Here is a 12,685-nt window from a genome sequence, read left to right on the forward strand (position 1 = left end):
GTGCTTTTAAGCGTGCAAAATACGATTTATCGTGATTGCAGCTATGCCTAGCCACGCACCAGACCAAGCGCCTCATAGGTTGCTTTTAGTGTCGGCGCGCTGCGCTCGCGCGCTTTCGCCGCTCCCTTCGCGAGGATCGCATCGAGCGCTTCACGGTCCTGCATCAGCTCCCGGAAACGGGCGGTAACCGGCGCAAAACTCTCAGTCAGAAGCTCGCCGAGGGCAGGCTTGAACGCTCCGAAACCCTGGCCGCCAAAATCAACCAGAACCTGTTCCTTGCTGATGCTTGCCAGCGAGGCAAAGATACTCACAAGGTTCAGCGCCTCTGCGCGGCCTTCCAGCCCCTCCAACTCGCTTGGCAGCGGCTCTGGGTCCGTCTTTGCCTTCTTCACCTTTTTCATGATGGTATCAGCATCATCGGTCAGGTTGATACGACTGAGATCCGACGGATCAGATTTGCTCATCTTGGCTGTGCCATCGCGCAGCGACATGATCCGCGCGGCTTCTGGCGGAATGTAGGGATCGGGTAGGGTAAAGACCGGCGCATCTTCAGAGGCGAAATCCGTGTTGAATTTCTGCGCAATGTCGCGCGCTAGCTCCAGATGTTGTTTCTGGTCGTCGCCAACCGGCACATGAGTCGCCTGGTACAGCAAGACGTCTGCGGCCTGCAGGACAGGATAGGTGAACAGGGCAATCGATTGCCCTTCACGGTTCTTGCCCGACTTATCCTTCCACTGAGTCATGCGGTTGAGCCACCCCATCCGCGCCGTTCCATTCAGCAGCCATTGCATTTCTGCATGGGCTGGAACCTGCGCTTGGTTGAACAGAACCGAGCGTGACGGATCGACCCCGCAAGCGACCAAGGCCGCCGTCATCTCAAGCGTCGACTGCTTAAGCTGGACCGGATCATGCGGCAGTGAAATTGCGTGCAAATCAGCCAGAAAGAACAGGCATTGGCCATTGTCGCCAATATCATCTTGCATGCTCACCCAATTGCGGATCGCCCCCAGGTAATTGCCGAGGTGAAGATTGCCGGTAGGCTGAATGCCGGAGACGACTTGCATGGGGAAAAGGCTCTTTCAGTTTAGGTTGATTTGCGGGTGAGCTTGGCGATCCGTTCGCGGTCGAGCGCGCCCAGAGCGAAAGCCAAGGTGAAATAGACGATTGCCGCCGCGCCGACCAGCACCGCGAGTGCAAACAAACGCGCAAAGATGCCAGCGGAGTAATAATCGGACAGCATGCCGCTGGTAAAATACAGCGCCGCGCCCATTGCGGCGGCGGCGATGAGCTGCCGCAGGATCTGACCGACCAGCTGCCAATTGGCGCGGTAGTGCCCGCGCATGGCGAGGATCACATAGAGGATTGTGACATTGATCCACGCACCGGCCGCGCTGGCCAAGGCGACGCCGACAACGCCGTATGTTTCCAGGAACAGGATGTTGTAGGTGATGAACACAAATAGCGCGACAAAGGCGGTGTAAACCGGCGTCTTCGTATCGGCGCGCGCATAAAAGTTCGGCACCAGCACTTTGATCAGCACATATGCAGGCAGGCCCATCACCAGTGCGGTTAGGACAGCGCCCGTTTGATTGGCATCCTCGATCGCGAAACGTCCCCCTTCAAAAATCATGGTCACAAACGGCACGCCGCAAATCGCGAGGGCAATTGTGGCGGGCAGCGTCAGCAGCATCGCGAGTTCGATCGCGTCAGACTGGACTTGCGATGCGCCCTCGTGATTGTCGCTGCCGACGAATTTGGACAGGGTTGGCAGGATCGCGGTCGACAAGGCAATGCCGATGATCCCGAGCGGCAACTGATTGAGCCGGTCGGCATAATTCATATAACTGACCGCGCCGGTCTCCAACTGGTTGAGAAAATAGAGCTGGACCAGAGTGTTGATCTGATAAGCGCCGCCGCCAATCGCAGCAGGCAGAGCGATGATGCCGAGCCGTTTCACCTCTGGTGTTAGGCGCGGCAGGCGCATTTTGACCTCGAAGCCCTCAACCCTGACCCAGTAATAGAGCCAGGCAAGCTGCATCACGCCTGCACCGGTGACGGCCCAGGCGATCCCATAGGCGACCTGTTCAAGGCTCGCGCCGGTTGCCATCCAGCGCTCGCCGATAAGCAAGGCAGCGATCAACACCAGATTCAATATGATCGGAAAGCTGGCCCCGGGCGCAAAGCGAGAGACCGAATTGAGCATGCCGGTGAACAATGTCACCAAGCTGACCAGTACAATATAGGGGAACATGATCCGGGCGAAATCGACCGCAATCGGGAAGGTGTTCTCGTCAACTGGCTTTTCTGCGAGCAGCCAGATGACGCCCGGCATGGCGAGCTCAAATATCGCCACCAGCGCAATCAGTACTGGTAAGAATACGCTCAGCACATCAGCGCTGAACGAGCGGGCCTCTTCCATGCCGCCGTCGCCGTGCAGGCGCTTGGAGAACATCGGCACGAAAGCAGCCGAAAATGCCCCTTCGGCAAACAACCGGCGGAACACATTCGGGATAATGAATGCCTGAAACCAGGCGTCGGTGATGTCATTGGCGCCGAGGACACGCGAGAAAATCATCTCGCGCGCCATCCCAGCGACCCGGCTGGCGAGGGTTAACCCGCCAATGGTTCCGACATTTTTAAGCAGGCTCATGGCTGCACCAGCCCTATCACAGGTCTAGCGGTTTGAAAGCCTGTGAGCTGAGCCAAGCAGAAGTCCGCCTTACGCTTCGCCAGCAGGCACACCGCCAGCGGCCGCTTCTTCTTGCTGCTTGCGAGCGAGCTGCTGAAGATAGAGGCCGTTGAAATCAATCGGATCCATCAGCAGCGGCGGGAAGCCAGCATCACGCACGGCATCGGCAACAACGCGGCGAGCGAATGGGAAAAGCAGACGCGGCGCTTCGGCAAACAGGAATGCATGGGTCTGATCTTCAGGCAGGTTGCGCACACCGATGAGGCCGCAATAGGCCAGCTCTACCAAATAGGCGCTGCCTTGCTCGGTCTTGGCATCAATGTTCACTTTCAACGTGATCTCGTGAACATTCTCGTTCACTTGTTCAGCGCCAATATTGAACTGCACGTCGATCTGCGGTTGATCCTGCCATTGATATACGTCTGGTGCATTCGGATTTTCGACCGACAAGTCTTTGACATATTGTGTAATCAGGCCAGCTGCGGGTTGATTATCGGCGCCATTCGCACCGGCTGCTGGATTGTTGAGATCGGTTAGGATGTCGCCTTCTTCGGCCATTTTTAAACTCTTTCCATGATGGATAATGTGAAGCCTGCACAGCGCGCAGGGTGATTGGGTATTCGGTTGGCGGCGCGCCTAGCAGGCGCGAGCCGTGCTCGCAACCGGATGAGATGCACGCAAAAACCTTTAACGGGCACGTCAAAGGTCGTTGTCGATTTGTATTTAGCGCCTATTTAAGGCACTTAAGGTATGTAGGACTCGGAGATCGCGTGTCCGCGTGATTCCAAACCAACCAGGTATTACAAACGTGATTGTTGAAATTATCATCCTCGCCATGATCGCCGCATTTTTGGGGCTGCGTCTCTATTCGGTGCTTGGCCGCCGCGCAGAGCATGAAGAGGAATCGGTTCCAAACCGGTTTGAGCCGAGCGGAAAACAGCCGCCGCACACCCCGCCCAGCCCGGCGGCGGTGCCGGTGGCCGCCAATCCTCAACCAGAGATCACAGGCGTATTACCAGCGGTCGAACGCGGCATTCGCGAGATCGCGGCGGCGGACAGCCGATTTGACCTCACCTCGTTCCTGGAGGGCGGACGCGCAGCCTACACCATGGTGCTTGAGGCATTCTGGCAGGGTGACCGTGAGACCCTGCGCGATCTGTGCGATGACGATGTGTTTGAAGGCTTTTCCGCCGCTATTGATGAGCGTGAGGCCGCTAACCACACCCTCGACAACAAGTTGATCCGGATCGAAGAGACGAAAATCCACTCGGCGCAGCTTGATGGCCGGATGGCCCGGATCGCTTTGTTGTTCGTGGCCGATATCGCGGCTGTTACGCGCGATAAGGACGGCAACATGATCGCCGGTTCGCTAGACGATGCGATCGAAAGCCGCGACATCTGGGTGTTCTCACGCAATGTGAGCGATAAAGATCCAAACTGGGTGCTCGACGAAACCGACGAAGGCTAAGTATTAGCCTTACCGGACACTGACCCTAAGGAGAGTACAATGCGCACAGGCCTGGTTCTGGCGATCGCTGTCCTCTTGTCCGGCTGCGTTCGCGTAATCCCTGAAAGCAACGCGCCAAGCGGGCCAGTTGTTACGACACCGCCGCCACCTGTGACCGCGCCCACTGGGCCGCCTGCTCCCACTGGGCCTGCGCCAACCAGCGCGCTGATGGCGGGCGTGAAGCCTGGCCCATTCGTGTCTGGGCTTGGCTATGCTCAGGCGGATGCAGAGGGGGCTCTGCGCTCATTTATCGAAAGCTGCCCCAGCCTGCTGCGGCGCGAGGACACCACCGGCCTGACCCGGCCCAGCGATTGGCAGCGAGCATGCGAGGCCGCCCCCGCAATCGCGGCACCGCCGACACATTCTTTGCCACTTATTTTGAAACCGCGATTGTCGGCACAGGCGAGGCCTTTGCGACCGGATATTTTGAACCTGAAATCCGCGCAAGCCGCACGCGGGCTCCTGGTTTTCAGACGCCGATCTATGCGATGCCGAGCGATCTGAAACGCGGATGGACAGCGGATATTCCAGCGGCAGAGCGCACAGGACGTCCGCCGCTGGGACGAACCAATGAAGCGGGCGAGTTCGTGCGCTATTACGAGCGCCGCGAAATTGAAGAGGGCGCGCTTGACGGCCGTGTGCCCGTCATCGCCTGGGCCGCCGATCCCGTTGAGCTCTTCTTCCTGCAAATTCAGGGCTCCGGACGCCTGCGGACGCCTAATGGCGAAGTGATCCGCATTGGTTACGCCGGGCAGAATGGCCGTGAGTATGTTGGCGTTGGCCGGGTCATGCGGGACCGGGGTTTGATCGGCGAGGGGCCGGGCAAATATGCTGGCTCCATGCAAGGCATCATGGCCTATATCCGGGAAAATCCAGAGGAAGGCCGCGAGCTGATGCGCCTCAATAAGAGCTGGATTTTCTTCCGCGAACTGACCGGTGATGGCCCCTTGGGTTCGCTCGGTATTCCGGTGCGGCGTGAAAGCTCGGTCGCTGTTGACCCGCGCTTTGTGCCTTACGGTGCGCCCGTCTGGCTCGATCTCGACCGCGATGTCGCCGATGGCCTATGGATTGCGCAGGATACAGGTGGGGCAATCAAAGGTCCGAACCGCTTCGACACCTTTTGGGGTGCGGGCGAAGACGCGCGTCAGATCGCTGGCGGCATGAGCGGCCGCGGCCAAGCGCTCATCCTGCTTCCGCGCGGCGTAGTGGAACGCCACAGCAACCGATGAGCATCCCGCGCGGCCTCAATGAGCAAGAGGCTGCTGCTTGGGCGCATTTGGCGCAGAGTGTAACCCCGCTAGAGGGGCGCATGCGGCCTGTGATGCCGCAAGAGCCAACCGCTGGCGTGCAGACCAAGGCGAAGCCCAAGACTGGCTTGAAAGCGCTGCAGCCGGTCTCGCCAATGCGCAAGCAGTCCAAGAAACTCCCGCGCGCCGCCGCTAAGGTTATTGCCGCCCCGCAGCCAAAGGCGGCCCCGTCCAGTCTTGATGGGCATTGGGATCGCAAACTCAAAACTGGGCGCATTGTGCCCGACTACACTCTCGATTTGCATGGCCACACGCTCGACAGTGCTTACACGCGGCTTTCCAGCGGGCTTGACCAAGCGCGGGCGATGGATGCGCGGGTCGTATTGGTGATTGCGGGGCGTTCGCGTCCGGTTGACCCGGCGGATCGCGGGCAAAAACGCGGTGCGATCAGAGCTAAACTGCTCGATTGGCTTGCCGCTGGACCGCATGCTGGCGCAATCTCTGCGGTTAGAGCCGCGCATCGCAGCCACGGCGGCGAAGGTGCGCTCTATCTTGTTCTGAAACGGCAGCGGTAGAGACGTAGGGCAGCGGCCCTATCAACCTCCTGACCCATCCCAAAGTCCCAAATAAAAAGCCCCCGGCATTTCTGCCGAGGGCTTTCTTGCGACCCGATCAGGCTTGCGCCGGATCAGCCGTGGTATTTCGCATGGGTCAGATCAAAGCGATCTGCGTTCATGACTTTGGTCCATGCCGAGACGAAGTCGGCGACGAACTTCGCTTCATTGCCAGCCTCGGCATAGACTTCTGCCTGCGCGCGCAGCTGAGAGTTGGAGCCGAAGACGAGGTCCGTACGGGTGGCTCGGTATTTCTCAGCGCCGGTCTTGCGGTCCGTGCCGATGTATTCTTCATCGCCGCTGCCATCGACCGGGGTCCACTTGGTTCCCATGTCGAGCAGGTTGGTGAAGAAGTCCGGGGTCAACTGACCAACGCGGTCAGTGAACACGCCGTGACTGGTGCCTCCAGCATTCGCGCCAAGCGCCCGCATACCGCCGACCAGAACGGTCATTTCCGGGATGGACAGGCCGAGCAGATGCGCACGGTCGATCAGCATTTCCTCGGTCCGCACGCTAGCCTTCGTCTTGAGGTAGTTGCGGAAGCCATCAGCAAACGGCTCCAGCGGCTCAAAGCTTTCCGCATCAGTCTGCTCGTCGGTCGCGTCGCCGCGGCCGCCAGCAAACGGAACGCTTACGCTGTGGCCAGCGTCCGCAGCGGCTTTCTCAACCGCAGCCGACCCGGCCAGCACGATTGCATCGGCCATTGAGATGTCGCCGCGTAGCTCGTCGATCTTGGCGAGTACTTTGCCCAGCTCATCGGGATCGTTCGCCGCCCAGCCATTTTGCGGGGCGAGCCGCACGCGGGCACCGTTGGCGCCGCCGCGGTGATCCGAATTGCGATAGCTTGAAGCTGAGGCCCATGCTGCTTTGACCAGCTCGCTGACGGTCAGACCGCTGCCGAGGATGGCCGATTTGAATGCGTTAACCGCACTCTCAGCAGGCTCAGTTCCGGTAGGAACGGCATCCATCCAGATCAGGGTTTCTTCTGGAACCTCTGGACCCATATAGCGGACCTTTGGACCCATATCGCGGTGGCACAGTTTGAACCATGCGCGCGCAAATGCGTCGTCCAGCTGCTCTGGATTGGCCAGGAAGCGCTCGGAAATCTTGCGATATTCCGGATCCATCTTCAGCGCCATATCGGCAGTGGTCATCATGGTCGGAACCTTCTTCGAAGGATCGCGAGCGTCCGGCGCCATGTCGGCTTCTTCAGGATTGATTGGTGTCCACTGCTGAGCGCCGGCCGGTGAGTGCACCAGTTCAAAGTCATATTTGAACATGATCCGGAAGTAGTCATGCGACCATGCAGTTGGATTGTTCGACCAAGCGCCTTCGATGCCAGAGGTGGTGATGTGCCCCTTGGCAATCTCTTCCTCGTCGACCAGCCAACCCAAACCTTGTTGGTGCAGTTCTTCACTTTCTGGAGCGCCGCCAAATGTGTCAGACGGCTGCGCGCCATGCGCCTTGCCGAATGCGTGGCCGCCAGCGGTCAATGCGACGGTTTCCTCGTCATTCATCGCCATGCGGGCGAAGGTTTCGCGCATGTCGCGGGCCGATTGCAGCGGATCAGGATTGCCGCCCGGCCCTTCTGGATTGACGTAGATCAGGCCCATCTGGATTGCTGCCAGCGGGTTTTCGATCTCTGCGCCGTCATCGGGACGGATGCGAGTGGCAACGCCTTCGTTCACCCACTGCTCTTCGGTGCCCCAATAGACACTTTCCGGCTCGAACACGTCCGCACGTCCGCCGCCAAAGCCAAATACCGGGCCGCCCATTGATTCAATCGCGACATTGCCGGTGAGGATGAACAGGTCAGCCCAGCTGATGTTCTTGCCGTACTTCTGCTTGATCGGCCACAGCAGACGGCGCGCCTTGTCGAGGTTACCATTATCTGGCCAGCTGTTGAGCGGGGCAAACCGTTGCTGCCCACTGCCAGCGCCGCCGCGGCCATCGCCGGTGCGATAGGTGCCGGCTGCGTGCCACGCCATGCGAATGAAGAACGGACCATAGTGGCCATAATCCGCTGGCCACCAATCCTGGCTGTCGGTCATCAGCGCGGTGAGGTCTGCCTTCAACGCAGTGTAATCGATTGTGTTGAAAGCCTCGGCATAGTCAAAGTCGTCGCCATAGGGATTAGCGTCGCGACCTTCCTGAGTGAGGATTTCAAGCTGAGTTGCCTCTGGCCACCAATCGCGATTGGTCCGGCCCAAAAGCGAGCGCATCGTACCATCGCCATTAAAGGGGCAGCCATTCATTTCACCAGTCTTTGCATCCATCGGGATTCTCCTATCCAGTTGAGACTCGGGGGTGAGCCAAGGTTATGAGCAGAAGATGACGGTTTGAGTGTGATCTGTCTAATCGATTAATATGCGCTGATTGATTGACAGGATCGATTTGTCGCAAGGCCGATTGCGCACTTCACCGTCTTGGGACTTCCGCGTTCTTTGCTCAGATTGAGAGCCGTTTGGCCTCGCGAAAGCTGATCAATTTGCGGCGATCCTCATCCCATAGCGCCAGCCACATTGAGCTGACCGCTTCGCGCGGGCCAACGCGGTTGACTTCTGCCAGCTCCGGGTGTGCCTTTAGCGCGGTGGGCAGCCGGTAGAACGGGATGCGGCTGACCAGATGGTGGATGTGGTGGATCGCGATATTGCCGGTGAACCAATTCATCACAGCTGGCAGATGTAGGTAGGAACTGCCGCCAATTGCCGATTCGTGATAGGACCAGTTTTCGCGCGTGTCCCAATGCGCATCCTCAAACTGATGCTGGACATAGAACAGCCATACGCCAACCGATGCGGCGGTCAGCAGCACGGGCAAGAACACGATTGCGGTCACATAGGCTCCAAAGATCAGGCCCAGCGTAATGAGCAGCGCTGCGGCAACGGCATTGGTGGCCAGGGCGCTGATCCAATAGACCCATCCGTCCTTCATCAGCCCGATCGGCAGGCGGTGCCTGAGTAGGAACAGATAGGCCGGCCCAATGCCCATCAGCACAATCGGATGGCGATAGAGCCGGTATCCAAACCGCCCAAGCCAGCTCTTTGCCCGGTATTCGCGCACGGTCAGCGTATCGACATCGCCAAACCCGCGCGCATCGAGGTTGCCCGTGCTTGCATGATGCAGCTCGTGGCTGCGCCTCCAGCAATCATAGGGGGTTAGCGTCAACACGCCGATTGAGCGGCCGAGCCAGGTGTTGGCGGTCTTGCTCTTGAAGAACGATCCATGCCCGCAATCATGCTGGATGATGAACAGGCGCAGCAGCAGCATTCCTGCGAGCGGCGTCAGCGCAAAGGCGGCATAATGCCCCGCCTGAACCGCGAACAGCATCGCGCCCAGCAGTACCGCAAACGGCACAAAGGTAGAGGCCACTTCCCAGATGCTGCGCGAGACGCGCGGTGTCCGGAATGCTGCGAGCTCACGGGCGAGGGCGCGCGGATTGATCACTCGTTCAGCCTCTTCGGCGGTGGTTACAGGGGCCGGCTCAGAGCTTACCTCCTCCAGGCCGTTGGCCGAGCTTTCAAGGTGGTGGTCTGAGTGCTGAGAAGGGGAAGAGCGGATGGGGATACCTGCTTGTTCGTTGGAGGGGGACAAAGCGCCGTGCTAGCTAGCCAATGGCGGGTGATGTGGCAATCGGCGTTGGTCGAAAGCCAAGGCCATTTGGTAGTGTTCACGCCGTTCGCACTGCGCGCTGATCTGTATTGCAGGCCCGCATGCTATGCGCCGCCCACCTGGGCACGGTGCAGCAGCTTGTGATCGGCCAGCACCAGCGCCATCATCGCCTCCACCACCGGGGTTCCGCGAATGCCGACGCAGGGATCGTGCCGCCCCTTGGTGCGGACCTTGGTGGCTTCTCCATCAGAGTTGATCGAGTCCACTGGCGTCAGGATCGAGCTAGTGGGTTTGAACGCCGTGCGGCACACCACAGGCTGTCCGGTTGAGATGCCGCCCGCCGTGCCGCCTGCGTGGTTGCTGGCGTATTGCGGAGTGCCATCTGCGCCCGGGCTCATCGCATCGGCGTTTTGCTCTCCGGTCAGCCGCGCTGCCTCGAACCCATCGCCAATCTCAACGCCTTTGGTCGCGTTGATCGTCATCATCGCAGCGGCCAGATCGCTGTCGAGCTTCGCATAGACCGGGGCGCCCCATCCGGCGGGCACGCCCGTTGCCACGCATTCGACCACCGCGCCCAGCGATGACCCGTCTTTGCGCGCTGTATCGACCAGCTCTTCCCAACGTTTCGCCGCCCAGCTGTCTGGGCACCAGAACGGATTGCCTGCGATCTCGCTGAGGTTGAGCGCCTCACGGTCGATCCTGTCCCCGCCCAGCTCGCACACGAAGCCGGTGATGGTGACCTCTGGGATGATCAGCCGCGCCACCGCGCCCGCCGCCACTCGTGCCGCGGTCTCGCGCGCGCTACTGCGCCCGCCGCCGCGATAGTCACGGTGCCCGTATTTCGCATCATAGGTATAGTCCGCATGGCCAGGGCGATAGCTCTTGGCGATCTCGCCGTAATCCTTGCTGCGCTGATCGGTATTTTCGATCATCATGCTGATCGGCGTGCCGGTGGTTTTGCCTTCGAACACGCCAGAGAGGATCCGCACCAGATCGGCCTCTTTGCGCTGAGTGGTGAACTTGCTCGTGCCCGGCTTGCGCGCGTCCATGAACGGTTGAATGTCTGCCTCGCTCAGCGCAATGCCCGGCGGGCACCCGTCCAGCACCACGCCCAATGCCGGTCCATGGCTCTCGCCCCAAGTGGTGAAGCGCAATGCGCGTCCGAAGGTGTTCCAACTCATAGCCGCCCAATTCGCCAATCTCGCCGCGTTTGTCCACCTTTGGCTGCGCGTCTGTTCTGGTTGCATGGCTACCGTTCCTTCCACCCGTCCACCCGGATTGTGTCCCGGTAGGCTTCGGGTGGACCGGTGGAGGGCGCAGGCGGCTCGGTTCATCGCGCGTGACGCACGCTTGGAGCGGCTGGAACACAGTCTACGGGAAGAAAAGCAATCGATCACCGGTGCCCCCATTGATCGGAAATTTTGATCAAGGGCGATTGGTCTGAGCGGCGCAGCGTTTGGCATAGGAGGGTTCATAGCGATTGGCCTAGCGGTAGGAAAATGGGGTTTGTTGTTCCGCAGCACATCCGTGCTGCGATATCCTCGCGGCTTGCGGACAAGTCCGCGCCGCTGCGGGCGGGCAGTCGCCCTTGCGGTCGGCTGATCGCCGACCGTGCTCCGCGACCAAGCCGCTGCGACCGGCCTGGAATGGTTCGGCGAGCGACCAGCGAGCCGCAAGCGCGACCGCGCGTCGGCCGATAGGCCGGAAGCCTGAGTGAGCGGACGCGAACGCCGGCGCTTGAGGCCAAACAAAAAATGTCGCTTGCGCAAAACAAACAACTTCCTCTGGTCAAAGCTGCGCGGTTAAGGCAGGAACAAACCATGTCCAAGGGAACACGAATATGATCGCGAAATTATCCGGACGCCTCGATGAAACGGGCGAGGATTGGGCCATCGTCGATGTTCAGGGCGTGGGCTATCTGGTCCATTGCTCCACCAAAACGCTTGGCGCCATGGGCGAGGTGGGTGAGGCCTGTACCATCCACACCGATTTGCAGGTCAGCGAGAATGATATGCGCCTGCTCGGCTTTGCGGAAAGCGCAGAGCGCGATTGGTTCCGCTTGCTCACCACCGTTCAAGGGGTGGGCAGCAAGGTGGCACTGGCGATCCTTTCTGCCCTCTCGACCGGCGAAGTGCGCGATGCCTGCGCTGGCGGCGATGCGGCCACGGTCGCGCGGGCGCAGGGCGTTGGGCCGAAGCTGGCTAGCAGGATTGTCAACGAGCTGAAGGATAAGGCCGGCGCACTACCTGCTTCTGGGCCGGGCGGCGGGATTGCGGGAGCGTCGATTGGTGCAGTTTCACAAGCAGGCGGCGCGAGCGCGGATGCGGTGAGCGCGCTGGAGAACCTCGGCTTCAAACCAGCGGTCGCGGCGCAGGCTGTGGCCCGCGCGCAAAGCGAGCTGGGCGAGGATGCAAAGGAAGGCGATCTGATCCGGGTGGCGCTTAAGAAGGCAGCTGGGTGATGGAATGGCAGTTTGGACTTGCCGCCTTCGGTGTCTTGTTGGCGTGGACTTTTCAGTTCTATGACAAAACTTCAGACCGCAAAAGGCGGAGGCAGTCAACACTCGTTGCTATTGCATCAGAAGTTCAGGCGATAGGTTTTTTGTTGCGTTCCGACCGCTATCTTGAGCGCTATCATTCACTCGCAAATCAGGTTCGCAATGGCACTTGGACTGGCGACAGCTACGTCATGGACATCCGGAGCAACTACACCAGGGTTTTCGAAGCAAATGCTGATTCACTATCGGAGTTGGAACCTGAGCAGGTATCGAAGATCGTAAGCTTCTACACCTATACACAAGCGTTGATCGACAGCTCTAAACCAGATGGAAGCGCGGTTAACTCAGAGCACCTTGATGATGTAGCCAGCAATGTTCTGGCGCTAGAAGGATATCTGATGGCGATATTGGCGCTTGGTGACGAAATCGTGCAAATGCCCAAGACGCCATTGCCCACGCTGTCAGAAAATGACTGATCGAAGCCTTCAGCCATCACCTCCCCGTCATCCTGAACTTGTT

The 12,685-nt window shown here is 59.7% G+C and carries 10 protein-coding genes and 1 pseudogene; 5 read left to right on the forward strand and 6 right to left on the reverse strand.

Features of this window, described 5'->3' with window-relative positions; translation table 11 throughout:
- Positions 1-47: 47 nt before the first annotated feature.
- From trpS to secB, 3 genes are all read right to left on the reverse strand, one after another.
- Complete coding sequence (gene trpS / locus AC0V6O_RS02470) at positions 48-1,064, reverse strand: tryptophan--tRNA ligase (protein ID WP_486141351.1); 1,017 nt, start codon at positions 1,062-1,064, stop codon at positions 48-50.
- 20 nt (positions 1,065-1,084) lie between these two features.
- Positions 1,085-2,650 (reverse strand): murein biosynthesis integral membrane protein MurJ, encoded by a 1,566-nt coding sequence (murJ, locus tag AC0V6O_RS02475; protein ID WP_486141352.1) that lies wholly within the window; start codon positions 2,648-2,650, stop codon positions 1,085-1,087.
- 69 nt (positions 2,651-2,719) lie between these two features.
- Positions 2,720-3,247 (reverse strand): protein-export chaperone SecB, encoded by a 528-nt coding sequence (gene secB / locus AC0V6O_RS02480; protein ID WP_486141353.1) that lies wholly within the window; start codon positions 3,245-3,247, stop codon positions 2,720-2,722.
- Positions 3,248-3,497: 250 nt separating this feature from the next.
- Between secB and AC0V6O_RS02485 the strand changes: the two genes are divergently transcribed.
- From AC0V6O_RS02485 to AC0V6O_RS02495, 3 genes and pseudogenes are all read left to right on the forward strand, one after another.
- A complete protein-coding gene (locus tag AC0V6O_RS02485; RefSeq protein WP_486141354.1) occupies positions 3,498-4,157 on the forward strand; it encodes a Tim44/TimA family putative adaptor protein in 660 nt (219 codons plus the stop codon).
- Positions 4,158-4,196: 39 nt separating this feature from the next.
- Positions 4,197-5,425 (forward strand): annotated as a pseudogene (gene mltA, locus AC0V6O_RS02490) (murein transglycosylase A).
- Positions 5,422-6,018, forward strand: a complete 597-nt coding sequence (locus AC0V6O_RS02495) for a Smr/MutS family protein (RefSeq protein WP_486141355.1) — start codon at positions 5,422-5,424, stop codon at positions 6,016-6,018. The pseudogene mltA and the gene AC0V6O_RS02495 overlap by 4 nt, the downstream one beginning before the upstream one ends.
- A 113-nt stretch (positions 6,019-6,131) precedes the next feature.
- On the opposite strand, the gene katG is transcribed toward AC0V6O_RS02495, so the two are convergent.
- The 3 genes from katG to aroC form a co-directional block, all read right to left on the reverse strand.
- Positions 6,132-8,333: a catalase/peroxidase HPI gene (gene katG / locus AC0V6O_RS02500; RefSeq protein WP_486141356.1), complete on the reverse strand. Its 2,202-nt coding sequence runs from the start codon at positions 8,331-8,333 to the stop codon at positions 6,132-6,134.
- Positions 8,334-8,505: 172 nt separating this feature from the next.
- On the reverse strand, positions 8,506-9,651 hold the full coding sequence (locus tag AC0V6O_RS02505; RefSeq protein WP_486141357.1) for a fatty acid desaturase: 1,146 nt from the start codon (positions 9,649-9,651) through the stop codon (positions 8,506-8,508).
- Between the two features lie 122 nt (positions 9,652-9,773).
- A complete protein-coding gene (gene aroC, locus AC0V6O_RS02510) occupies positions 9,774-10,850 on the reverse strand; it encodes a chorismate synthase (protein WP_486141358.1) in 1,077 nt (358 codons plus the stop codon).
- A gap of 659 nt (positions 10,851-11,509) precedes the next feature.
- Here aroC and ruvA point away from each other — a divergent pair.
- Together ruvA and AC0V6O_RS02520 are read left to right on the forward strand one after the other, a co-directional pair.
- Complete coding sequence (gene ruvA, locus AC0V6O_RS02515) at positions 11,510-12,130, forward strand: Holliday junction branch migration protein RuvA (protein WP_486141359.1); 621 nt, start codon at positions 11,510-11,512, stop codon at positions 12,128-12,130.
- Entirely contained in the window at positions 12,130-12,642 is a 513-nt protein-coding gene (locus tag AC0V6O_RS02520; RefSeq protein WP_486141360.1) for a hypothetical protein, read from the forward strand. The genes ruvA and AC0V6O_RS02520 overlap by 1 nt, the downstream gene beginning before the upstream one ends.
- Positions 12,643-12,685: the final 43 nt, after the last annotated feature.

It is taken from the genome of Erythrobacter sp. JB2-19 (assembly GCF_057365005.1).